Source organism: Pseudomonas sp. (assembly GCF_033723075.1).
Classification (GTDB): Bacteria; Pseudomonadota; Gammaproteobacteria; order Pseudomonadales; family Pseudomonadaceae; genus Aquipseudomonas.
Genome location: NZ_JAWVXU010000017.1, coordinates 74,923 through 97,218 on the forward strand (window position 1 = coordinate 74,923; position 22,296 = coordinate 97,218).

Annotated in this window: 19 protein-coding genes and 1 pseudogene; 9 read left to right on the plus strand and 11 right to left on the minus strand. The window is 59.6% G+C overall.

The genetic code is table 11. The features are described 5' to 3' along the window. Positions 1-41: 41 nt before the first annotated feature. From nusA to R3355_RS19015, 7 genes and pseudogenes are all read left to right on the plus strand, one after another. Positions 42-1,523 carry a transcription termination factor NusA gene (gene nusA, locus R3355_RS18985; protein WP_318947897.1) on the plus strand — a complete coding sequence of 494 codons (1,482 nt, stop codon included), beginning with the start codon at positions 42-44 and terminating at the stop codon, positions 1,521-1,523. Between the two features lie 26 nt (positions 1,524-1,549). Then, entirely contained in the window at positions 1,550-4,039 is a 2,490-nt protein-coding gene (infB, locus tag R3355_RS18990) for a translation initiation factor IF-2 (RefSeq protein ID WP_318962619.1), read from the plus strand. Between the two features lie 119 nt (positions 4,040-4,158). Next, positions 4,159-4,566 (plus strand): 30S ribosome-binding factor RbfA, encoded by a 408-nt coding sequence (rbfA, locus tag R3355_RS18995; protein WP_318947893.1) that lies wholly within the window; start codon positions 4,159-4,161, stop codon positions 4,564-4,566. Between the two features lie 4 nt (positions 4,567-4,570). Beyond that, positions 4,571-5,488: a tRNA pseudouridine(55) synthase TruB gene (gene truB / locus R3355_RS19000; RefSeq protein WP_318947891.1), complete on the plus strand. Its 918-nt coding sequence runs from the start codon at positions 4,571-4,573 to the stop codon at positions 5,486-5,488. A 148-nt stretch (positions 5,489-5,636) separates the two neighbouring features. After that, positions 5,637-5,906, plus strand: coding sequence for a 30S ribosomal protein S15 (gene rpsO, locus R3355_RS19005; protein ID WP_318947889.1), 270 nt, complete (start codon positions 5,637-5,639; stop codon positions 5,904-5,906). A gap of 174 nt (positions 5,907-6,080) precedes the next feature. After that, positions 6,081-8,186 (plus strand): polyribonucleotide nucleotidyltransferase, encoded by a 2,106-nt coding sequence (gene pnp, locus R3355_RS19010; RefSeq protein WP_318962620.1) that lies wholly within the window; start codon positions 6,081-6,083, stop codon positions 8,184-8,186. Positions 8,187-9,065: 879 nt separating this feature from the next. Next, a pseudogene (locus tag R3355_RS19015) lies at positions 9,066-10,394 on the plus strand (sigma 54-interacting transcriptional regulator); the annotation flags it as partial. Between the two features lie 126 nt (positions 10,395-10,520). Here R3355_RS19015 and R3355_RS19020 read toward each other — a convergent pair. The 6 genes from R3355_RS19020 to R3355_RS19045 form a co-directional block, all read right to left on the minus strand. Beyond that, positions 10,521-11,780, minus strand: a complete 1,260-nt coding sequence (locus R3355_RS19020) for a hypothetical protein (protein ID WP_413243539.1) — start codon at positions 11,778-11,780, stop codon at positions 10,521-10,523. Positions 11,781-11,819: 39 nt separating this feature from the next. Then, positions 11,820-12,548: a hypothetical protein gene (locus R3355_RS19025; RefSeq protein ID WP_318962621.1), complete on the minus strand. Its 729-nt coding sequence runs from the start codon at positions 12,546-12,548 to the stop codon at positions 11,820-11,822. A 38-nt stretch (positions 12,549-12,586) separates the two neighbouring features. Next, positions 12,587-13,282 carry a C39 family peptidase gene (locus R3355_RS19030; RefSeq protein ID WP_413243540.1) on the minus strand — a complete coding sequence of 232 codons (696 nt, stop codon included), beginning with the start codon at positions 13,280-13,282 and terminating at the stop codon, positions 12,587-12,589. A 68-nt stretch (positions 13,283-13,350) separates the two neighbouring features. After that, complete coding sequence (locus tag R3355_RS19035; protein WP_318962629.1) at positions 13,351-14,142, minus strand: hypothetical protein; 792 nt, start codon at positions 14,140-14,142, stop codon at positions 13,351-13,353. Between the two features lie 46 nt (positions 14,143-14,188). Next, on the minus strand, positions 14,189-14,767 hold the full coding sequence (locus R3355_RS19040; protein WP_318962622.1) for an adhesin: 579 nt from the start codon (positions 14,765-14,767) through the stop codon (positions 14,189-14,191). Position 14,768: 1 nt separating this feature from the next. Next, positions 14,769-15,284 carry a hypothetical protein gene (locus R3355_RS19045; RefSeq protein ID WP_318962623.1) on the minus strand — a complete coding sequence of 172 codons (516 nt, stop codon included), beginning with the start codon at positions 15,282-15,284 and terminating at the stop codon, positions 14,769-14,771. A gap of 545 nt (positions 15,285-15,829) precedes the next feature. Here R3355_RS19045 and R3355_RS19050 point away from each other — a divergent pair. Together R3355_RS19050 and R3355_RS19055 are read left to right on the plus strand one after the other, a co-directional pair. Beyond that, entirely contained in the window at positions 15,830-16,195 is a 366-nt protein-coding gene (locus R3355_RS19050) for a BON domain-containing protein (RefSeq protein WP_318947878.1), read from the plus strand. A 190-nt stretch (positions 16,196-16,385) separates the two neighbouring features. Further along, positions 16,386-16,583 (plus strand): CsbD family protein, encoded by a 198-nt coding sequence (locus tag R3355_RS19055; protein WP_318947876.1) that lies wholly within the window; start codon positions 16,386-16,388, stop codon positions 16,581-16,583. Positions 16,584-16,639: 56 nt separating this feature from the next. Here the strand turns inward: R3355_RS19055 and R3355_RS19060 are convergent, their stop codons facing one another. From R3355_RS19060 to R3355_RS19080, 5 genes are all read right to left on the minus strand, one after another. Beyond that, positions 16,640-16,957, minus strand: coding sequence for a DUF2845 domain-containing protein (locus tag R3355_RS19060; protein WP_413243541.1), 318 nt, complete (start codon positions 16,955-16,957; stop codon positions 16,640-16,642). A 36-nt stretch (positions 16,958-16,993) separates the two neighbouring features. Continuing rightward, positions 16,994-17,290, minus strand: a complete 297-nt coding sequence (locus R3355_RS19065; RefSeq protein ID WP_413243542.1) for a DUF2845 domain-containing protein — start codon at positions 17,288-17,290, stop codon at positions 16,994-16,996. 10 nt (positions 17,291-17,300) lie between these two features. Then, the gene (locus tag R3355_RS19070) at positions 17,301-20,225 is read right to left on the minus strand and encodes a DUF748 domain-containing protein (RefSeq protein WP_318962624.1); all 2,925 of its coding nucleotides are present in this window, start codon (positions 20,223-20,225) and stop codon (positions 17,301-17,303) included. A gap of 102 nt (positions 20,226-20,327) precedes the next feature. Next, entirely contained in the window at positions 20,328-21,344 is a 1,017-nt protein-coding gene (locus tag R3355_RS19075; protein WP_318962625.1) for a class I SAM-dependent rRNA methyltransferase, read from the minus strand. A gap of 129 nt (positions 21,345-21,473) precedes the next feature. Beyond that, positions 21,474-22,296: acetyl-CoA C-acyltransferase (locus tag R3355_RS19080; protein WP_318962626.1), on the minus strand; the 823-nt coding region annotated here is incomplete at its 5' end.

The following is a 22,296-nucleotide window of genomic DNA, read 5'->3' on the forward strand; positions in this document are numbered from 1 at the left end:
GATCCCGCGGATCCAATGGATTGCGAAAGGCGAGGCGTACGATGAGCAAAGAAGTACTGCTGGTTGTTGAGTCGGTGTCCAACGAAAAGGGCGTACCGGCAAGCGTGATATTCGAAGCGTTGGAGCTGGCTTTGGCCACTGCCACCAAAAAGCGTTTTGAAGACGAAGTCGAGTTGCGTGTGGAGATCAATCGCCAGACCGGAAACTACGAAACTTTCCGTTGCTGGACAGTGGTTGAAGAAGCCGATTTCGATGACCCTGCGCATCAAGTCACCGTCGATATGCCGCGGGCGGTTGAAGCCAATGCGAAGGTCGGTGATGTGCTCGAGGAAAAGATCGACTCCATCGAGTTCGGTCGCATTGCTGCGCAAACCGCCAAGCAAGTCATCGTGCAGAAGGTTCGCGAGGCCGAGCGTGCTCAGGTGGTCGAAGCCTACCGTGAGCGTTTGGGCGAAATAATTTCCGGCACCGTGAAGAAGGTGACTCGCGATAATGTGATCATCGATCTGGGTAACAATGCCGAGGCGTTGCTGGCCCGCGAGGACATTATTTCGCGCGAGACTTTCCGCGTCGGTGCCCGGGTGCGTGCCCTGCTCAAGGAAATCCGTACCGAGAACCGCGGTCCGCAGTTGATCCTCTCGCGTACCGCGCCGGAAATGCTGATCGAATTGTTCCGCATCGAAGTGCCGGAGATCGCCGAAGAGCTGATCGAAGTCATGGCCGCTGCGCGCGATCCTGGCTCGCGCGCCAAATTGGCCGTGCGCTCCAAAGACAAACGTATCGACCCGCAAGGCGCCTGTATCGGCATGCGTGGGTCACGCGTACAAGCAGTATCCGGCGAGTTGGCTGGCGAACGTGTGGATATCGTGCTGTGGGATGACAATCCCGCGCAGTTTGTGATCAACGCCATGTCGCCAGCGGAAGTTGCCGCAATCATTGTCGATGAGGATGCCCATGCCATGGACATCGCCGTCGGCGAAGACAACCTGGCGCAAGCCATTGGCCGTGGTGGTCAGAACGTTCGTTTGGCCAGTCAATTGACTGGCTGGACGCTGAACGTGATGACCGAAGCAGACATCCAGGCCAAGCAGCAAGCAGAAACCGGCGACATCCTGCAGCATTTCATCGACGAGCTGGAAGTCGACGAAGAGCTGGCCCAGGTGCTGGTCGAAGAAGGCTTCACCAGCCTGGAAGAAATCGCTTATGTGCCGATGGAAGAGATGCTCAGCATCGATGGTTTTGATGAAGAAATCGTCAGCGAGCTACGGTCACGGGCAAAAGATCGCCTGTTGACCAAGGCCATCGCCACAGAAGAAAAACTGGCAGACGCCCACCCGGCCGAAGACCTGCTCTCTCTCGAGGGTATGGACAAAGGCTTGGCGCAGGAACTGGCAGTACGCGGTGTGGTTACCCGCGAAGACCTGGCCGAGCAGTCGATTGATGACCTGCTCGACATCGACGGCATCGACGCAGAGCGTGCCGGCAAGCTGATCATGGCCGCCCGAGCCCATTGGTTCGAGTAAGTTTTACGGCCTGAGGAGAGAAGTGCATGACGCAAGTCACGGTGAAAGAACTGGCCCAAGTGGTCGACACACCGGTAGAGCGCCTGCTGCAGCAGATGCGTGAGGCGGGTTTGCCGCACAGCAGTGCCGAGCAAGTTGTTACCGATAACGAGAAGCAGGCTTTGCTTGCCCATCTCAAAAACAGCCACGGCGTCAAGGTTGAAGAGCCGCGCAAGATTACCTTGCAGCGCAAGACCACCAGTACGTTGCGAGTGGCTGGCAGCAAGACCATCAGTGTGGAAGTGCGCAAGAAGAAAACCTTCGTCAAGCGCAGCCCTGAAGAGATCGAGGCCGAGAAGCAGCGTGAGCTGGCCGAGCAGCGTGCGGTCGCCGATGCGGCGCGTCTGAAGGCCGAAGAAGAGGCCAAGCAGCGCGCGGCGGAGCAAACCCAGCCTGCGGTCACTGGAGTCGCGAGTGACGCGGTCGCAGCTGCGGCACCGGTCGAGGCGCCGATCGAGGCGTCAGCGGTCGCTGCGGCAATTGCAGAACGCAAGAAAGACGAGCAGCGCCGCCCCGACAAACCGCGCAATGAAGATGCCGACCGTCGTGGTGATCGCAAGACCACCCAGCATCGTCCCGCGGTCAAGGAAAAGGCTCCGGCCCCCCGTGTGGCGCCGCGCAGCATCGAAGAAGAAAGGGACAGCCACCGTCGTGGTGGTGGCCGTGGCAAGTCCAAGCTGAAGAAACGCAATCAGCATGGCTTCCAGAGCCCGACTGGTCCGGTCATTCGTGATGTCGCCATTGGCGAGACCATCACCGTCGGTGAGTTGGCTCAGCAGATGTCGGTTAAAGCGGCTGAAGTCATCAAGTTCATGTTCAAGCTGGGCACTCCGGTGACCATCAACCAGGTACTGGATCAGGAAACTGCCCAGTTGATCGCCGAAGAGTTGGGCCACAAGGTCAAGCTGGTCAGCGACAACGCCCTGGAAGACCAGTTGGCCGAGTACCTGAAGTTCGAAGGCGAGACCTTCTCCCGTGCGCCGGTGGTGACCGTAATGGGTCACGTTGACCACGGTAAGACCTCGCTGCTCGACTATATTCGTCGCGCCAAAGTGGCCGCTGGCGAAGCCGGTGGTATCACCCAGCACATCGGTGCCTACCACGTGGAAACCGATCGCGGCATGGTCACCTTCCTCGACACCCCGGGTCACGCGGCGTTTACCGCCATGCGTGCCCGTGGTGCCCAGGCGACCGATATCGTGATTCTGGTGGTTGCAGCGGACGACGGCGTGATGCCGCAGACCATCGAAGCGGTTCAGCATGCCAAGGCCGCCGGGGTTCCGTTGGTCGTTGCAGTGAACAAGATCGACAAGCCGGGTGCCGATCTCGATCGCATTCGTAGCGAGCTCTCTGTTCAGGGTGTGACTTCGGAAGAGTGGGGCGGCGACACGCCGTTCGTGTCGGTCTCGGCGAAAGTCGGTACCGGCGTCGACGACTTGCTCGAAGCCGTATTGCTGCAAGCTGAAGTGCTCGAGCTGAAAGCCACTCCGTCCGCCCCTGGGCGTGGTGTGGTGGTCGAGTCGCGTCTCGATAAGGGCCGCGGCCCGGTTGCCACCGTGCTGGTGCAAGACGGTACCCTGCGCCAAGGCGATATGGTCCTGGTCGGCTCCAACTACGGCCGCATCCGCGCCATGCTCGACGAGAACGGCAAGTCGATCAAGGAAGCTGGCCCGTCGATTCCGGTCGAGATCCTCGGCCTGGACGGTACCCCGGAAGCGGGTGACGAGATGAGCGTGCTGACCGACGAGAAGAAGGCTCGCGAAGTGGCGCTGTTCCGCCAAGGCAAGTTCCGCGAAGTCAAACTGGCCCGTGCGCATGCTGGCAAACTCGAGAACATCTTCGAGAACATGGGTCAGGAAGAGAAGAAGACGCTCAACATCGTCCTCAAATCCGACGTCCGTGGTTCCCTGGAAGCGCTGCAAGGCTCGCTCGGCGGCCTGGGTAACGACGAAGTGCAAGTGCGTGTGGTCGGTGGCGGCGTCGGTGGTATTACCGAATCCGATGCCAACCTGGCGCTGGCCTCCAACGCTGTACTGTTCGGCTTCAACGTGCGTGCCGATGCCGGCGCACGCAAGATCGTCGAGCAGGAAGGTCTGGATATGCGTTACTACAACGTGATCTACGACATCATCGAAGACGTCAAGAAAGCCCTGACCGGCATGCTCGGCAGCGATGTTCGCGAGAACATCCTGGGCATCGCCGAAGTGCGTGATGTGTTCCGTTCGCCGAAGTTCGGCGCGATCGCCGGTTGCATGGTGACCGAGGGTGTCGTGCACCGTAACCGTCCGATCCGCGTACTGCGTGATGACGTGGTGATCTTCGAAGGCGAACTGGAATCCCTGCGCCGCTTCAAGGACGACATGTCCGAGGTGCGTGCCGGCATGGAATGCGGTATCGGCGTGAAGAGCTACAACGACGTCAAGCCTGGCGACAAGATCGAAGTGTACGAAAAAGTCCAAGTGGCTCGCAGCCTGTAACAGGTATGTAGCAGCGAGTTGCAATATGCAGCGCCCGGCCCCGTTTATTCGCGGCCGGGCGTTTGCCGCTTTTAGGTCCGCTGCTTTTGTGGGCATCGTGACGAGTGAAGGTAGTAGAAATGGCCAAAGAATTTAGCCGTGCCCAGCGCATCGGCGACCAGATACAGCGCGAGCTGGCACAGTTGATTCGCATGGAAATCAAGGATCCGCGTCTTGGCGGCCTGGTGACCATCACTGCGGTGGAAGTCAGCCGCGACTCCAGCCATGCCAAGGTGTTTGTCACCGTCATGGGTGGCGAGCCGGAAGAGGGTGTCGATCCTGTGGCGCAGAGCATCAAGGTGCTCAACGATGCCAGCGGCTTCCTGCGCATGCAGTTGGGCAAGGCGATGAAGCTGCGCAGCGTGCCCAACCTGCGGTTCCATTACGACGAAAGCGTCATCCGTGGGGCCCAGTTGTCGGCGTTGATCGAGCGGGCCGTCAGCGAAGACAGCGCCCATGCGAGCGACAAGACTGAGGCCGAGGAGTAAGCGCGTGGCCCAGGTGAAACGTATTCGTCGTCCGGTCGATGGCATCATCCTGCTGGATAAGCCCCGCGGTTTCAGTTCCAACGCCGCATTGCAGAAAGTGCGCTGGTTGCTCAATGCGGAGAAGGCCGGGCATACCGGCAGCCTCGACCCGCTGGCCACCGGCGTATTGCCGTTGTGCTTCGGCGAGGCGACCAAGTTCTCGCAGTACCTGCTGGACGCCGACAAAGGCTATGAAACCCTGATGCAGCTGGGGGTGACCACCACCACCGCCGATGCCGAGGGCGAAGTATTGGAGCGTCGTCCGGTGACCGTTGGTCGCGCGGAGATCGAAGCCCTGCTGCCGCGTTTTCGCGGTGAAATCAGCCAGATACCGCCGATGTACTCGGCGCTCAAGCGTGATGGTCAGCCGTTGTACAAGCTGGCCCGTGCAGGCGAAGTAGTGGAGCGCGAGCCGCGTTCTGTTACTATTGCGCGCTTGGAATTACTCAGCTGCGAGGCGGAGCAGGCGCGCCTGGCGGTCGATTGCACGAAAGGTACCTATATCCGCACTCTGGTCGAAGATATCGGCCAGTTGCTCGGTTGCGGTGCCCATGTTGCGGAGCTACGGAGAACCAAAGCGGGCCCATTCGGGCTGGCGCAGACGGTGAGCCTGGACGCGCTGGAACAGGCCCATGCCGAGGGTGGTCATGAAGCTGTCGATCAGTTTCTACTGCCGGTGGACAGTGGCCTGCTGCACTGGCCGCTGTTGCAGTTCTCCGAGCACAGTTCGTTCTACTGGCTGCAAGGGCAGCCGGTACGCGCGCCGGAAGCGCCGAAGTTCGGCATGGTACGGGTGCAGGATCACAATGGTCGCTTTATCGGTATCGGTGAAGTGAGCGAAGACGGGCGCATCGCGCCGCGTCGCTTGATTCGGTCGGTATGACCGTGGCGTTGGTGGAGAACTTAGCTTCTCGCCAGCGTATCGAGGGTGGCTGTTAATAGGCACGGTCATTCCTCACTTGAAAACACGGGAAGCGATTCCCGGCCTATTGCAACTGTTTCGGCAGTTGCCTAACTGAGAGGAAGCCCACATGGCACTCAGCGTTGAAGATAAAGCCCAGATCGTTAACGACTACAAGCAAGCTGAAGGCGACACCGGTAGCCCGGAAGTGCAAGTTGCACTGTTGTCCGCCAACATCAACAAGCTGCAAGGCCACTTCAAGGCCAACGGTAAAGACCACCACTCGCGTCGTGGCCTGATCCGCATGGTTAACCAGCGTCGCAAGCTGCTGGATTACCTGAAGGGCAAGGATGTCAGTCGTTACAGCGCCCTGATCGGTCGCCTGGGTCTGCGTCGCTAAGCAATGCTTATGCGTAGCTGACTGCCGAAGCTGGAAGTGGGGTGTAGCCCTGCTTCCAGCTTTTGCGTTTCAGTCGTACGCGTTTAGGACAGTGCCGGGTTCGACTCCCGCTACTGCCCACGAATTCTGCAAGAAACCGCTTTCCCCAAAGGCAAAAAAGAGAAGGAAAACACCGTGAACCCGGTAATCAAGAAATTTCAGTTCGGTCAATCGACCATTACCCTCGAGACTGGCCGTATCGCCCGTCAAGCCACTGGTGCAGTACTGGTCAGCGTTGACGACGATGTCAGCGTATTGGTGACCGTGGTCGGCGCCAAGACTGCCGACCCCAGCAAGGGCTTCTTTCCCCTGGCTGTGCACTACCAGGAAAAAACCTACGCTGCTGGCAAGATCCCCGGCGGCTTTTTCAAGCGTGAAGCTCGTCCGTCCGAGAAAGAGACCCTGACCTCGCGCCTGATCGACCGACCGATCCGTCCGCTGTTCCCGGAAGGTTTCCAGAACGAAGTGCAGGTGCTCTGCACCGTGGTTTCCACCAGCAAGAAGACCGATCCGGACATCGCTGCGATGATCGGTACCTCGGCTGCCCTGGCGATCTCCGGCATCCCGTTCGACGGCCCAATCGGTGCTGCACGGGTAGCCTTCCACCCGGAGTCCGGCTACCTGTTGAACCCGACCTATGAGCAGCAGAAAGCATCGAGCCTGGACATGGTCGTGGCCGGTACCGCAGATGCCGTGCTGATGGTCGAGTCGGAAGCCAAAGAGCTGACCGAAGACCAGATGCTGGGCGCCGTGCTGTTCGCCCAGGAAGGTTTCCAGTGCGCGATCCAGGCCATCAAGGAATTGGCTGCCGAAGCCGCCAAACCAACCTGGGACTGGCAGCCGAAGCCGGAAAACACCGCACTGCTGGCGACCATTCGCAGCGAGTTCGGTACCGAGATCTCCAAGGCCTACGCCATCACCGTCAAGCACGAGCGTTATGCTCGTCTAGGCGAGCTGCGTGAGCAGATCGTCGCCAAGCTGTCTGGCGAAGAAGGTCAACCGACTGCCGCCGAGGTCAAGGCAGCCTTCGGCGAAGTCGAATACCGCACCGTGCGCGAGAACATCGTCAACGGTCAGCCGCGTATCGACGGCCGCGACACCCGCACCGTGCGTCCGCTGAACATCGAAGTCGGCGTGCTGCCGAAGACCCATGGTTCGGCACTGTTCACCCGTGGCGAAACCCAGGCCCTGGTGGTTGCCACCCTCGGCACCGCCCGTGACGCCCAGCTGCTCGACACCCTCGAAGGCGAACGCAAAGACCCCTTCATGCTGCACTACAACTTTCCGCCCTATTCGGTTGGTGAGTGTGGTCGCGTAGGTTTCACCGGTCGTCGCGAAATCGGCCACGGTCGCCTGGCGCGCCGCAGCATCTCGGCGATGCTGCCGAGCGCTGACGAGTTTCCGTACACCATTCGCGTGGTATCGGAAATTACCGAGTCCAACGGTTCCAGCTCCATGGCTTCGGTCTGCGGTGCTTCCCTGGCACTGATGGATGCCGGTGTGCCGATGAAGGCGCCGGTTGCCGGTATCGCCATGGGCTTGGTCAAGGACGGCGAGAAGTTCGCCATTCTGACCGACATCCTCGGCGACGAAGATCACCTGGGCGACATGGACTTCAAGGTAGCCGGTACCGCTAAGGGTGTGACCGCGCTGCAGATGGACATCAAGATCAAGGGCATCACCGAAGAAATCATGGAAATCGCTCTGGGCCAGGCCCTGGAAGCGCGCCTGAATATCCTTGGCCAGATGAACCAGATCCTCGCCACGTCGCGTACCGAGCTGTCGGCCAACGCACCGACCATGATCGCGATGAAGATCGATACCGACAAGATTCGCGACGTGATCGGCAAGGGTGGCGCGACCATCCGTGCCATCTGCGAAGAAACCAAGGCCTCGATCGACATCGAAGACGACGGCACCATCAAGATCTTCGGCGAAACCAAGGAAGCGGCAGAGGCTGCGCGCCAGCGCGTCCTCGGCATCACCGCGGAAGCCGAGATCGGCAAGATCTACGTCGGCAAGGTCGAGCGCATCGTCGACTTCGGCGCCTTCGTCAACATCCTGCCGGGCAAGGATGGTCTGGTGCACATCTCGATGCTGAGCGATCAGCGGGTCGAGAAGGTCACCGACATTCTGAAAGAAGGTCAGGAAGTGAAGGTACTGGTACTGGACGTGGACAACCGCGGCCGTATCAAGCTGTCGATCAAAGACGTGGCAGCAGCGGAAGCCTCGGGCGTTTAATCGCCCACGCGCTTCACGCTTATAAAAGAGAGGGTCCCTTGCGGGGCCCTCTCTTTTTTTGTGCGTCGGGAATGGACGCCAGTCGTCGGGGGAAAATGCTTGCTTGCAAGTTGGGTCGCGGCAGAGGTACAGCCTGTGCGAGCTTTAGCGCCGAGCGCGGGTGCAAAAAATCTCGGCAGTTGCGCCTGCTACAAATTCGTAGGGGGCTCGGGCGGTGATCCGTTCGGAGCGCAGCGGCAACTTGCCAGGATAGGTGCCACTTCACACGGTGCGCTGGCTGCTGCGAGTGATGATGGGACCGCCAAAACGTCCGCTGCGGCATTGCGCTCGATATTCTTACAACATCTGCGCTTATTTTTCAGCCCAATACTCGCTCGTTTATCCCGTTCGTCGTCCGCATGGCAATTCCGCGGATCTGTTTGATCTGTATCAATCAGCCTGTCACTTATCACGGTCAACAATCACTCAACCTTAGGGGATTATTGATGGTGAGGTGAATGATTGGTGTTTTGCTTGGTTCGTCCAAGAGTGACGTCATTACCGTTCCTCGCCTGCACAGGCGCTTCGCGGAGGGTTAGCTACGCTGAACCGTGTTGGTACGTTTATTTGAGAGGTTGTGAAAAACTCTCGCCTACTGCGGCCGTCTCCAAACGCCTGCTGCGGTGTTGCGCTACGTAAAAAGTGGGGGGCATTTAGTTCACTAAGCCCCCCCCACTTTTTACGCAACGAACCTTGCCGCGAACCCTTGGAGACGGCCTCGCGACGGCGCTCGATATTTTCACAACCTCTGACTACTGATGGAGAACACAGGACGCAGGGTTACGTCTGCCGCGGCTGTCACTTGCGGCGGAACTGCTTAGCTTGAGCCAAGGAGTCGTTATGTTGGATGCATTAAGGTGTTCACAGAGACGTCTTTTGATAGTTGATCCCTGTGAAGAGTGCATAGAGTTGTTGCCGCGCTTGAGAGTTGAGGGTTGGGAAGTAGAAACCTGTGCTATGGACGGCGCTCGAGAGCGGTTGTATGACGTTGGAGTGATCCGTCTGGATTCGCATCATTTGCAATGCTTGCCGGCATTGAAACAGTTGATACGCCGGAGCGGTGCCGAATGGATAGCAGTACTCAGCCCCGAGCTGTTGAGCAGCAAAGGAATCAGTGATTTTGTCGGTGAATGGTTCTTCGATTTTCATAGTTTGCCCATAGATGTCTCGCGCATGCAGTTTTCATTAGGGCGTGCATTCGGCATGGCGCACTTGCGTCGCAGAGGGGCGGGTAACCCGCAAGCACAGGATAGTGACTTGCTGGTGGGGCATAGCCCCAATATCAAGGCGCTGCGCAAACTCCTGAGCAAGCTGGCTCCAACCGACTCTCCCGTATTGATTTGCGGTGAGAGTGGGACCGGCAAAGAACTCGTAGCAAGAACCTTGCACCGCCAGTCGCGCCGTGCGTCAGCAGCATTCGTCGCAATCAATTGCGGGTCTATCTCGGAGCACCTTATTCAGTCCGAACTATTTGGCCATGAGAAGGGCGCATTCACCGGCGCCCATCAGCGCAAGATCGGCCGTATCGAGTCTGCTCATGGCGGCACCTTGTTTCTCGACGAAATTGGTGACTTACCCTTGGAGATGCAGGCCAACCTGTTGCGTTTCATCCAGGAAATGAGCATAGAGCGGGTTGGTTCCAGCAAGCCGATATCAGTCGATGTGAGAGTGCTTGCGGCTACTCACGTGGATCTTGAAGAGGCTATTCGCCAGGGGCGTTTTCGCGAGGATTTGTATTACCGGCTGAATGTGCTGCAAGTGCACACCACTCCACTGCGCGAGCGCAAGTTGGATATTCCGCTATTTGCCGATCACTTTTCAAAACTCTATGCGAGCGAAATTGGCAAGCGACCGCGATACTTCAGTGAGGCCGCTATCAGCGCGATGATGGATCATGCGTGGCCGGGTAATGTGCGGGAACTGGCTAATCGGGTCAGGCGTGGTCAGGTATTGGCCGAAGGACGACAGATTGAGCCCATCGACATCGGGCTGATGCATGAGGGGCATGCCGAGGCTCGGGGCGGCACCTTGAATGACTACCTGTTTACGGCAGAACGTCAGGCGCTCAATGATGTATTGACCCGCTATTCAAAAAACATGAGCCGTGCAGCGCGCGCCCTGGGTGTTTCCCGGCCGACGTTCTATCGACTCTTACACAAGCACCAGATTTTGCCGAATGACAAAAGAGTTAATGACTTTGCATCTCGTCTCCAGGAGTCGCTCGATGTTGGTCCTCTCTTGATCAATGCGCAGACAAACCATCGAGACAAGGCCAAATACCGAGCCTGAACGGACCTAGAAATAATAGGGAAACTTGATGCTGAATGAAAAGTCCGGCGCATCGGGGGTCAAGCCAATCGAAAGGTTCGGCACTACGGTCAGGTTATTACTGGGTGCGAATGTCATACCGATGTTGAAGTAGGCGGCATTGGCATCGCTTCCCGATACGGTTTGCCAGTTTTGGCCATTAGGTTTGACGCGACTCTTCTGGCTGATCAGTTCGGAAAAGGACATGGACAGACTCGCCCGTTCGTTCAAGGCGAATGCTACACCCAGGCCGAACTGGAACCAGTTCCCCAAGTCGACTTTACCCGGCACCTTGATTCCCCGTTCTGGACTGATGTCGCTGAAGCTTTCCTCCATATTGTAGGTATAGGAAAAATTGCCGAAGACCACGGCCGGATCCATCGTCTTGACCAGCGCAATCCCTGGCGTGATGGACCAGACACCGTTGCCTGTGGGCAGGTCGTCCGGCACGCTGAGGTTGTTGTTGCCTGGCACGGTATCGAGCTTGATGCCGTAGGGTTCGACCCCGGTGGGCGCCTTCACGCGCAGGCTCAACACGGCATCCGGCCGACCAGGGGCCTCATCGAGGAACTTGTAGGACATGCCGAGGCTTACGTCACCGAGACGCGGATCGCCGCTGACCGTTTGTTCGCTGAATTCTGCGGTTGAGCCACCGGCCCCGGCGGACTGATAGGTGGTCTCACGGTAGATCCAGGGCGTATTCACGTCGAGTTGCCAGCGTCGTGCCCAGTTATAGCGACCGGTCAGGTCGAAAGTAAAAGTATCGGCGTTGATCTGGTCTATGCCGAGGTTGCCGAGGAATATTGCATCGAGGGCAAGAAAGCCGTTGAGGAAGATCTGGCGTGAATCATAGTGGCTGTAAGTGAGGCCGGGTTCGAGGCTGAATGTGCCGCTGCCGAAAAAGCCACTGGCTTCCTGGTAGATGTTCTCGACGCTGGCAGGGGGTTCTGAGCTGTCCTTGAGCGCCGTCCCGTATCCGCTGTTCGCCGTAGCGCCACTTGCGGCGACCTGGGCGCCCGCGGCTTGCTGGCCTGCTGGTGCTCGCGAGGGCATTGGGCCTCTGCCCTCGACTTGGCGCAGACGCTGTTCGAGGATTACCAGTGCATTTTGTTGGGCCGCGTAGCGTTCTTTCAGTACTTGCAGTTCCTGGATCAGGGCTTGAACCTGAGGATCCTGGGCCGCATTCGTCGGTGATGATGCAATAGCGATAGCCAATGTTAATGGCATAAGAGCAAATAATGGTCGCATGAATCACTTCCTTGCTTAGGCTCGCAATTCCAGCCTAGTTCAATATCCACTTGGCCGCAGGGTCCTCAGTTGTTCGAGGCAATTGGTCATGTTTACAGTTCGGGGGTTGTCACGCAGTGCAACGCTCAGGGCCGTCAAGTTGCGCACATTGTTCAGCGAACCGCCGATGTTGGCGTGCTGGGCGACGCCACCACCGATCTGCTGGCTGCTATGGCCTTGGCCATTGCTGGCGTGCACTGCGATATTGAGGCCACCATTGCGTGCGCTAATCTGTACGGTTCCGGCACCGTTGCTGAAACCCTGGCTGCCATTCCAGGCTTCCCCGCTGGTGGGTACGGGCTGTTCGGCACCATTGCTGATTTGCACGCTGAGATCATTCAGGCCCGTGTTGTAATCGCCGGCCGTGCGAACGCTTTGCACAATACCCTGGACGCTGCCCAGCCCTGCGCCACCGATGATCTGGCCATTGCCTGCGCTGAGCGAGTTGCCACTGCCAGCCTGGTCGATGCGGGTCACATAGAGGGAGGGTTGGGATTGCGCGCCACTGATATTGAGGGCGACCTGGGCGCCGATGACCTGACCAGTGGCGTCTTGCCAGGAAGACGTCATCACCACGCCGAAACTGATGATGCGATCCGGCAGTACATAACGGCCACGCAACTGATCCAATTCAGGATCGCTCAGTTCGATGGGTTGAAATGGGTTGGCGGCATGCAGCGGCAGGCTGGCGACCAGCAAGCCTGCCGCTAGCCATGTTCTTGTGTTCATATCCCTGTCTCCCATAAGCCTTGCCGCATTTGGGCAGGCTAGAAGAAATCACTCTGAATGAAGCCAAACTCCATCAATTCGGCGTCTTTGACCGGACTGAAACTGTCGATACGATTTTTGGCCGTCAGTGGCTCCGGGGGCGAGAGCAGCGCATTGGCCCGGTTGTAACCAGGGCCGATCAATGCGAAGACGATGCCGTTCCAGCCCTGGCTGAACTCTTCGATGCTCATCTTCTTGTGTCCCAGCACCGGATCGCCGATGTAGACCGAACCCTTGTGGGTGCGTTGCAATACCACGAAGTGCTTGTAGCCGCGGACATCCAGCAGCACGATGCTCGGCACTTTAAGGCTTTCCAGTTTGTTGGCATCGATGCGGTACCCGCGTGCGCGCAAGCCGAGACTTTCCGCATAGCGCTTCATGTCGAGCATGGAGAAGCCCTGCGTGCGAACCACCTGGGCATCGGCCTGCTCCAGCATGCCTTTGATGATCTCTTCTTCTTCCAGATTCCAGCCATAAGCGGCATTGAGCACAGTGGCCAGTGCGGCTGCACCGCAACTGAAGTCGGTTTTCTGCTCGACCAGATTGGCGAAGCGCCGCTCGCGGAAACTTACCACCAGCTTGTAGGCGATCGCCCCATTGGGCAGCGCGGCAAATCGCACTTCAGCTGCCGTGGCAGTAGATGAGGTGGGCACAAGGATTAACGCCATCATGAGAGGCAACAGTGCACGGAGCATATGACCTCCTTTATCAAGACAACGGGGTTCAGGCGAGAACCTGAACCCCGTTGCTCATTGACCTGACATCATTGCGCGATGCAGGCGTTACAACCTGCGGCGATAGCCAGGGTGTTGCTCTGCTGGTTGCCACCACCGGCAGCGATGTTCACGCCCACATTGCCGGAAGCGTTATTCAGCGAGTTGCTCAAGCTGGCATTGTTAACCACCGGGGTTTGCGGGGTTTGCGGTGGGAACCAGCCAAAGCCGCTGGAGACGACTTGCAGGCCATCGTTGACCTCATAGACATCGCCGACGTTGTTGTGGGTATCGTTGCCTGAGGATTCCTGCAGCACATTAACCGACGCTTCGGCAGTGAAGGCCTGTTCTGACGAGGCGATGGCCATGTCGTTTTTCTGCTGGTTGAAGTTGCCAGCTGCTACGTTGATCCCGACACTGCCCTGCACATCGTTACCAGAGTCGACCACGCTGGCATTGTTCTGGGTGCCATAGTTGGTCAGGTAGTTGTCATAGGCTTGTTGCGTTACGCCGATACTGGCATTGGCTTCCAGGCCTTGACCAAAACCAAAGACGAAGAAGGCATCGGCGGTCGCAATGGCGGCGGCGTTTGCCTGCTGGTTATTGTCGCCGGCAGCCACGTTGGCGCCAACATTGCCCGCAGCGCCATTGAGCGAGCCATCAATAGTGGCGGTGTTTTTGGTTTCGTCATTCTGGACATTGTTGCCGTAGTTCATCTGGGTGTCGTTGACGACGGCAGACGCGCCGCTAGTGTTATAGCCGCCGGCAGCATAGGCTCCACCAGAAGCAATCACGGCAGTCAGTGCAAAAGCCAGAGGGCTCAGAATCATTCTAGATTTCATGGGTATTTCTCCTTGCAGATGGGTGTTGGGCGTTGTTACTTGAGGGTCATTCCACAACCCTTATGCTCAGATTATTGGCGGTTGCATTGCCAATTCCGGCACTCTGGTTCAGTTGCACCACACCACGACTACCGGCGAATGCATCGTCGCTTATTGCAACGCTGCGCTCGCCATTCTTGGGTACAGCTATCCCTGAGACGGTAGGACGAGTCACGTTCTGCGAGAGAACGCTGTCGTCCAGGCTTTCCGGCATAGCGCCGAGCGTTATGCGAAAAGCATTGATATGTTGGTTGCCGATACCGGCACTTTGATTGATCCCGATGACCCCGCTGCCCTGGCTGAAGGACGCCCCCTCGATCCGGGCGCGGGTTTGTGCTCCTGCGCCGTTGGCGGGCACAGTCTCAAGAGACTGGCGGATGGTCGATGTCGAGTTGGCACGGTCACCCGCGCTGACGACGCGGCTATTGACCTGCTGATGACTGAGACCTGCGGCCTGGTTGAGGCTGAAGTTGCCATTGAAGCGTTGCCCGCTGTCCTGGATCTGGGCATCCATTTGCGGCAGTGCCTGATCGGCCAGCAACAGAGGACTGGCAAGCAGCAGGCCGATCATCATCAGCTGGCGCATCTCAACGGTCCCCCAGTATCTGCAGGGGGCGCAAACCCTGCTGTACGCTGCGGTTGACCTGTCCAGCCACGCCGCTGGTGGCGCCACCACCGTGAGAAGCGTTGAGTCCCGGTACGGATTGATGGGCCGGCGTGCCCATGAGCGATGAGTTGCCGGTCAAGTGGTTGTGCACAATGCGGTCAGACAACGCCATGCCGGTCGACATATTGGCGAAGTCGGCATCACTCAGTTCATGTGTGCTGGATTGGACTGCAGCCCCGGGATTACTTACTCGCGGGTTTGGATCAGGCATTGTGGGCAGGCGGGTTGCAGAGCGAGGCTGAACATCACGAGAAATAATGATGTCGCCATCCTCTGCTGCAATAACGGTTAATGGTGCAGCAACGACCAGAATTGCCAGCCATGCAAAGGTCGATGTTGAAGTTGGAAGTTTCACAATGTCTTCCCCATTAAAAGTTGCAGCTTGCAAGGGAAAGAGCAGGAGTCGTGCCAGGTGAATAAAGGTCAATAACTTCAATGGCTTGGGTTTTGGTCAAGATCAAGGCATGTTTGGAAGTGTAAGTTCTGTGAGACAGTCGACTGGCTGTCAGTCGCGAATAATGTGGAAGGCGGTCATGCGTGGTTGGGCTTTTGGCGCTTTTGTCGACTGTTACGAATCCCTAACACAATTGCCGCACTCGCTCGCGCCGTGCCGAAGATAATCGAAAGCCAGGGCTATAGCGGTATCAGCATCATATTGGCTGATGTGTAAATTCAGGTCTGTATAGGAGGGAGTTATGTTGGTGATACGCCGCGTAATCCTGGCGCTCGAGCAGGAAAGTGAGCCAGGTGTTTTTGCAAGGTGCTCCCGGTGTTCGGTTTTTGAATCGTGCTATTTGCCCGAGAGAATTGAGCCGAGCATGCAGGTTGCATGCTCGTGTTGCACCTTGTAATAGTGTAAGTATTTGATAGATAAGAGTTTAAATTTAATCCAAGGATTGGCGTATGGCTTGCAAGAGTACTGGAGAGGCTGCAGCTCGAAATGGCTCGCAGTGAGTTTTCAACCTACAGGAGTGGATACCCATGAAGACCCCAGTCAATCAAATGTCCTTTGTCGCCATCGCAGCAGTTCTCAGCCTGTCGCTTGCGGGTAGCGCCTTGGCCGATAGCAGCACTGTCGTGCAACCGACTCTGCTGGCTGCCAATGCCTCCATGGACAAGGCTGAAGAGGCGGTGTCCGATACCTGGATCACCGGTAAGGTGAAGTCGGCATTGGTGGGTGATGCCAGCCTCAGCGGCCTGGATATCAAAGTTGAAACCAACAAGGGTGTGGTCTCCCTTTCCGGGCTGGTTGGCAGTGATGCCGAGCGTGACCTGGCAGTTACCAAGGCCAAGGCAATCAAAGGCGTTGCTGCGGTGTCTGCCGACGGTCTGAAATCTGCCGAGTAGGCCTGAGAGCTTGTGGAAAAACTCTCGCCTACTGCGACCTCCTCCAGACGCCCGCTGCTGACGTTGCGCTGGGCGAACGCCTGGAGACGGTCTCGCTACGGCGCTCGATATTTTCACAACCTCTGACATGAATCTCCGGGCTCGACACATTCGATTCGGGCCTGATGTCGCCACACACGAGGACAACAGCATGAATACCGACGTAATCAAAGGTAAGTGGAAGCAACTCAATGGTCGCATCAAGGAACGTTGGGGCAATCTGACCGACGACGATCTGGACGTGGTCGAGGGCCATAGCGAATACCTGGCCGGCAAGCTGCAGGAACGTTACGGCTGGAGCAAGGAAAAGGCCCAGGACGAGTTGCGTGATTTCAGCAGCAAGCTGTAAGCACCAACGTTGAACAACCAAGCCCCGCGGGTGATGCCCGCGGGGCTTGGTCGTATTCAGTTGCCGCGTTTGCTGTCGATGTCGCGCAGCCGGTTACCTTCGAAGCGCAGAAAATGGTACATGCCGTTGCGTGGGCCGTAGGTCCATTCCTCAATGGGCACTTCGTGGTGAAAACCATAGTCGTCGCGTACTTCACGGTAACCGAGGAAGTCGCGGCTACGGGGTTCGCCGCATTTGCCGAGGACTTCGCTGGCGCTGTCGTCAGTACTGATCAAGGCGCTGCCACAGCGCAAGGTCGCGGCCTCGCTGCTGCCGGCCACTAGCACAAGCAGGGTGGTGACAAGGACTTTCACAGGGCTCAACCGATTGGCCATTGATGTGGCCCAGGCTACCGCGTGGTCAGACGCTTGTCAGTGACCGCGTCGCCTTTCGATGTGTGTCAGGCGGTTGCCCTCGAAGGTCAGGATGGTCAGCATGCCGTTGCTGGGCCCGTAGACCCATTCCTCGATCTTCATTTCGCGCCGCTGGTAAGGCCCGAGGGTGTAACCGGTCAGGTCACGGAAGGCCGGCTCTCCGCATTTCTGCTCCACCTCGAAGCTGCGGTCACCGACACTCACCAACTGACTGCCGCAGCGCAGGGTTTCTGCCTGGACTGCGCTGGCAAAAGCGAGGAGCAGGGTCAGGCAGAGGTGTCTGATCGTCATCATTGGTTGGGCCTTATTCACTATCGAGGTGCAGCGCCGTGGCTACCCGGCCGTCCGCTTGCGCCTGGGCGAGGCCGACATCCAGCAGGTAGATGCGCTCGTCAGCCAGACCGCCACGGTCGACCAGGTAATCCTTGATGCTGGCGGCGCGGGCCTGGGCCAGTCGGCGTTGCAGCATCTGGCTCTTGCCCCAGAGTTGCAAGATGGCGGCGCGCAGATTGGCGGCGCGCTGCTCCTCGTCCAGCTCCTGCCACTCGGCAGGTGGCTGCTGTTTCAGACGGGCGCGGTAGATGCCTTCGAGCAGCGGGCCTTGTTCGTCGAGCGGAACCTCAAGCTGGTTGACCGCGGCGGGCACCGCATCGCCGCGGCGCTGGAGGATCTTGTAATAGGTATTCTGGTACTCGCGCTGCAGGCGCTGCTCGGCCAGTGGCGGGCCGTCACTGCTTGGCGCGCTGATGCCTTCGACTTCCAGGCGCAGCGCCGGGCGCTCCTTGAGGGCGCTGGCGAGCAGGTCCAGGGCAGTTTGCGCGCTGCTGTCGAGTTCGCTGCTGCCCGGGTCGAAGGGCACCGTGCTCAAGTCCATCTCGGCGCCGCCGCTGACCAGCCCGCCGATAAACTTGAACGGGGCTTGGGCCGCGCGCAGGATCAGGTTGCGCAGGGTTTGCCAGACGACCGGCATCACGCTGAATTCGGGGTTGTTGAGGTCGCCCTGCACCGGCAGGCTCAGGGCAATCTTGCCCTCGGTATCCTTGAGCAGGGCAACTGCCAGGCGAATCGGCAAGTCGACTGCACTGGGGCTGTCGACTTTTTCACCGAGCTGCAGCTGTTCGACCACCACGCTGTTTTCGGCATTCAGCTTGCCCTGGCTGATGCGGTAATGCAGGTCCAGATTGAGCCGGCCCTTGCGGATGCGATAACCGGCGAACTTGCCGGAGTAGGGGGTCAGGGTGGTCAGTTCGACCTGTTTGAATTGGGTGATGATATCCAGGCTGTCCAGCGGGTCGAAGGGATTGAGGCTGCCCTTGACGCTGACCGGCGCGTAGCGGTCGATCTTGCCGGCGATATCCACACTGGCCGGTTTCTGCGCGCGGCTGTCGAGAGTGCCGATACGGCCGTTGAGCTGCTGGATGGCCGTGGCAAAGTTGGGCGTCAGGCTGAAATCGGCGAAGTTGGCCGAACCGTCGTCGATGCTTACCTGGCCGATATGGATGCCCAGCGGTTGGCTGGCGGGCGCAGGCGGGGAGGCCTGCTCGGCGGGTTGCGCGCTGGCGGCGGGCGCCGGGGCGCCGGGCTGGGCGATCAGCAGGTCGCTGACGTTGGTGGTCAGGTCTTCGTTGATGATGAAGCGCGCATAGGGCTGGTTCAGTTGCACCTTGTCGATGCTCAGGCTGTCGCCGTGGCGGTAGTTGAGGCCGAGCAGGTCGAGTTGCTGCCAGCGCACGAAGTCGCGTTCCTTGAGGGTGTCGAGGGTATGCAGCTGGTTGACCTGGGCCTTGCCCGTGACGCTGAAGGCCAGCGGTTCGGTGGCGTCCAGGGCGACGTCCAGCTCGCTGTCGAGCAGGCCGCTGCGCAGCTCGATGCGCACCAGGGGGCTGAGGTAGGCCTGGGCCACGCGCAGGTCGATCGCGCGGCTGGTGACTTTCAGGCTGGCGGTGGTCGGGTTCAGTTGCGCCTGCCCCTCGGCGTGCAGGCTGCCCTGTTTGCCCAGGCCGGTGTCGAGTTTGAGGGTGAAGGGCGAGGTGCCCAGGCTGTCGAAATTCTGCAGATCGAGGTCGAGCGGACCCAGCTCAAGGGCGACATCCTGTTCCGGTACGCGGTCGGCCAGGTGCACCCGATAGTCGCGTAGCTGCACATCGCGCAACAGCACTTGCCAGGGTTTGCCCGGCGTCGCCTCGATCTGCTTCTTGCTCTCCTGCTGCGCGCTGCCGGCTGTCGCGGTGGCGAACAGTTTCTGCCAGTCCAGTTGGCCATCGGCCTCGCGGGCGGCCCAGGTTTCAAGCTGTTGGCTGCGGATCTTGCCGACCACCACCTGTTGCTTGAGCAGGTCCAGGCTGGTGTCGCTGATTTCCAGGTTGGCCAGTTTGACCAGCGGCCGGCCATCCGGCGCGTTGATGGCGAAGGGGGCGATCTTGACCTGGGTGTTGTGCAGCAGCAACTGCGTGCTATTGGCCAGGCTCAGGCTGTAGTCGGTGGTCAGGTCGATCGCGCCCTCTTCCAGTACCAGGGGCACGGCATCGCGTACATAGGGCCATAAGGCTTTGAGCTTGCCGTCGCTGATTTTCAGGTTGCCGCTGGAGCTGATAGGCACCAGGCTGATCTGCCCGTTCCAGTCGATCCGCCCACCCCTGGGGCCTGTGGCGACCAGGGTCATCTCGGCACTGTCGTCGGGCAGGGTGCTGAGGTTGTGCAGTTCGAAGCTGAGGTCGTCGTAGACAAACTCGATGGGTTCGCTCGGGCGCAGATCTTCAAAGCGCAGGTTGCCGTCGGCCAGTTTGATATAGGCGATGCGCAGCGGGAAAGGCTCACTGGGCGGCTCCTCGGTGACCGGCTCGGCACGGGGCGGCAGCTTGAACAGCTGGGTCAGATTGAGGGTTCCGTCCTTGGCGAACAGCAGCTGGGTATGTGGTTTATCCAGCTCGACTGTGCTCAGGTGCAGAACGCCGCGCCACAGGCTGTCGAGTTGCAGGTTGGCATGCAGGCGCTCGAAGGCCACTTGTTCCTGGCCGGGCTCGCCGATATGCAAGCCCCAGAAGGTGGCTTCCAGGCTGAAGGGGTTGAGCTGCAAGCGCTCCAGCCTGGCGGGCGCGTTGCTGTATTGGGCGAGTTGCTGGTTGGCGATGCGCAGACCGATGCCCGGCACAATCAGAAACCCGAGCAGGCTGTAGAGGGCAGCGGCAATCAGCAGGGCGCCAGCGGCGCGCTTTATTCCTTTAAGCATAAAAACGTCATCTATCCCGACGAGAAATGCGTTGGAGTATGGCACGCGTTCACAGTTCCAGATGACGAACGTGGTGTGTTTCCTGCGTGGCTTTGCCTTGGCCTAGAACTGCAGGATCAGGGTCTTCAGCGGCGGCTGGCCGTCCAGTGAGGGGAAGTCCGGCGCTGGCGGGAGTACCTGGCACTCGCGCACCGGACGACCCAACTTTTCGGCGCAGCGCAGCACCTGTGCACGCCAGTCGTCGAGGGCGACCTTCGCCAGGTTGTTGCAGCAGATCAGCACGCCGTCTGCGGCGGTGGCGAGAATCGCCGGTTTGAGCAGGCTCTGGTAGTCGCGCAGCAGGTCGACGGTGCCGAAGGCACTCTTGGCCCAGGCGGGCGGGTCGAGCAATACCCGGTCGAACTGGCGCTGCTGCAGGCGCGGGTAGTCGGGCAGCTTGTGCCCGCGTCGTGGGCTGATCGGCAGCCCGGCCAATTGGCGAATCGCCGGGAAATAATCCGACTGGATGAACTGCATGGGCGCAAGTTCGGGATTGAGTGCGGCATTTTCGCGCCCGACCGCCAGGTTGCCTTCGGCAAAGTCCAGGTTGGTCACTTCGCTGGCGCCGCCAGCTGCCGCGCTGAGGCCGACGCCGCAGGTGTAGGCGAACAGGTTGAGCACGGACTTGCCGGCGCTGTGCGCCTTGATCCAGCCACGGGCGTTGCGCAGGTCGAGAAACAGCAGCGGATCCTGTCCGGCATGGCGTGCGCGTACGCGATAGTTGAGGCCCCACTCGTGGCCAAGCAGATCTGCCAGGGCCTCGGGCTGGGCCTGGTAGATCGGATCACTGCGATCGATCCGCGAGTTGCCTTGGGAGCGGTCGTTGTAGACCAGCAACAGCGGCGTATCGAGGACCTGGTTGCACTGCTCGGCCAGTTGCAGCAGCTGGTCATGGCTGAGGCTCTGGTGAAAGCTTTGCACCAACAGCTGCGGGCCGTAGCGGTCGATGGTCAGGCCGCCGGCGCCTTCCTGGCTGCCGTGGAACAGGCGGTAGCAGTCGGTGCCTTGCTGGTGCAGTTCGGCGAGCAATGGTTGACGATGGGTGAGGGCGGCGCGCAGCGCCTGGTCGAGAGAAGGCATGCGCGGCGACTCGGAAAAGGGGGGCGCAGTTTACCAAGAAAAACGCCGGAGCCTGCTATGCCGGCGGTAGGGAGGTTGCAACCCGACGAGACGTGCGGGTTGCAACCTCCCCTACAGGCGGAGCGTTATTTATCCGCGCTCAATCGCCAGGGCTACACCCTGACCACCGCCGATGCACAGGGTGGCCAGGCCCTTCTTGGCATCACGCTTGATCATCTCGTGCAGCAGGGTCACCAGAATCCGGCAGCCGGAACCGCCAATCGGGTGGCCGATGGCGATGGCACCACCGTTGACGTTGACCTTGCGGGCATCCCACTGCAGTTCCTTGCCGACGGCCAGGGCCTGGGCGGCGAAGGCTTCGTTGGCCTCGATCAGGTCCAGTTGCTCGATGCTCCAGCCCGCCTTGGCCAGGCAGCGCTGGGTGGCGGAGACCGGGCCGATGCCCATGATCGCCGGGTCGACGCCGGCATTGGCGTAACTGGCGATGCGTGCCAGCACCGGCAGGCCGAGGGCCTGGGCTTTTTCCGCGCTCATCAACAGCACCGCGGCGGCGCCGTCGTTGAGGCTGGAGGCATTGCCGGCGGTGACGCTGCCGTCCTTCTTGAACGCCGGTTTCAGCTTGCCCAGCGACACTGCGCTGGTGTCGGCACGCGGCTGTTCGTCGGTGGCGAAGCTGAGCGGCTCGCCCTTGCGCTGGGGAATCAGGATCGGGGTGATTTCATCCTTGAAGCGGCCGGCCTCGATGGCGGCGCAGGCCTTGCGCTGCGACTCGGCGGCGAAGGCATCCTGGGCCTCACGGGAAATCCCGTATTTCTCGACCAGGTTTTCGGCGGTGATGCCCATGTGGTAGTCATTGAAGGCGTCCCACAAGCCGTCGCTGATCATGCTGTCGACCAGCTGGGCGTGGCCCATGCGCAGGCCGGTGCGGGCCTTGGGCATGACGTAGGGGGCC

What these genes read in the sequence shown, in the direction of transcription:
- nusA (WP_318947897.1), top strand. Translation starts at nt 42, where the DNA reads ATGAGCAAAGAAGTACTGCTGGTTGTTGAGTCGGTGTCCAACGAAAAG.
- infB (WP_318962619.1), top strand. Translation starts at nt 1,550, where the DNA reads ATGACGCAAGTCACGGTGAAAGAACTGGCCCAAGTGGTCGACACACCG.
- rbfA (WP_318947893.1), top strand. Translation starts at nt 4,159, where the DNA reads ATGGCCAAAGAATTTAGCCGTGCCCAGCGCATCGGCGACCAGATACAG.
- rpsO (WP_318947889.1), top strand. Translation starts at nt 5,637, where the DNA reads ATGGCACTCAGCGTTGAAGATAAAGCCCAGATCGTTAACGACTACAAG.
- R3355_RS19020 (WP_413243539.1), bottom strand. Translation starts at nt 11,780, where the DNA reads ATGCGACCATTATTTGCTCTTATGCCATTAACATTGGCTATCGCTATT.
- R3355_RS19025 (WP_318962621.1), bottom strand. Translation starts at nt 12,548, where the DNA reads ATGAACACAAGAACATGGCTAGCGGCAGGCTTGCTGGTCGCCAGCCTG.
- R3355_RS19030 (WP_413243540.1), bottom strand. Translation starts at nt 13,282, where the DNA reads ATGCTCCGTGCACTGTTGCCTCTCATGATGGCGTTAATCCTTGTGCCC.
- R3355_RS19035 (WP_318962629.1), bottom strand. Translation starts at nt 14,142, where the DNA reads ATGAAATCTAGAATGATTCTGAGCCCTCTGGCTTTTGCACTGACTGCC.
- R3355_RS19040 (WP_318962622.1), bottom strand. Translation starts at nt 14,767, where the DNA reads ATGCGCCAGCTGATGATGATCGGCCTGCTGCTTGCCAGTCCTCTGTTG.
- R3355_RS19050 (WP_318947878.1), top strand. Translation starts at nt 15,830, where the DNA reads ATGAAGACCCCAGTCAATCAAATGTCCTTTGTCGCCATCGCAGCAGTT.
- R3355_RS19055 (WP_318947876.1), top strand. Translation starts at nt 16,386, where the DNA reads ATGAATACCGACGTAATCAAAGGTAAGTGGAAGCAACTCAATGGTCGC.
- R3355_RS19060 (WP_413243541.1), bottom strand. Translation starts at nt 16,957, where the DNA reads ATGGCCAATCGGTTGAGCCCTGTGAAAGTCCTTGTCACCACCCTGCTT.
- R3355_RS19065 (WP_413243542.1), bottom strand. Translation starts at nt 17,290, where the DNA reads ATGATGACGATCAGACACCTCTGCCTGACCCTGCTCCTCGCTTTTGCC.
- R3355_RS19070 (WP_318962624.1), bottom strand. Translation starts at nt 20,225, where the DNA reads ATGCTTAAAGGAATAAAGCGCGCCGCTGGCGCCCTGCTGATTGCCGCT.
- R3355_RS19075 (WP_318962625.1), bottom strand. Translation starts at nt 21,344, where the DNA reads ATGCCTTCTCTCGACCAGGCGCTGCGCGCCGCCCTCACCCATCGTCAA.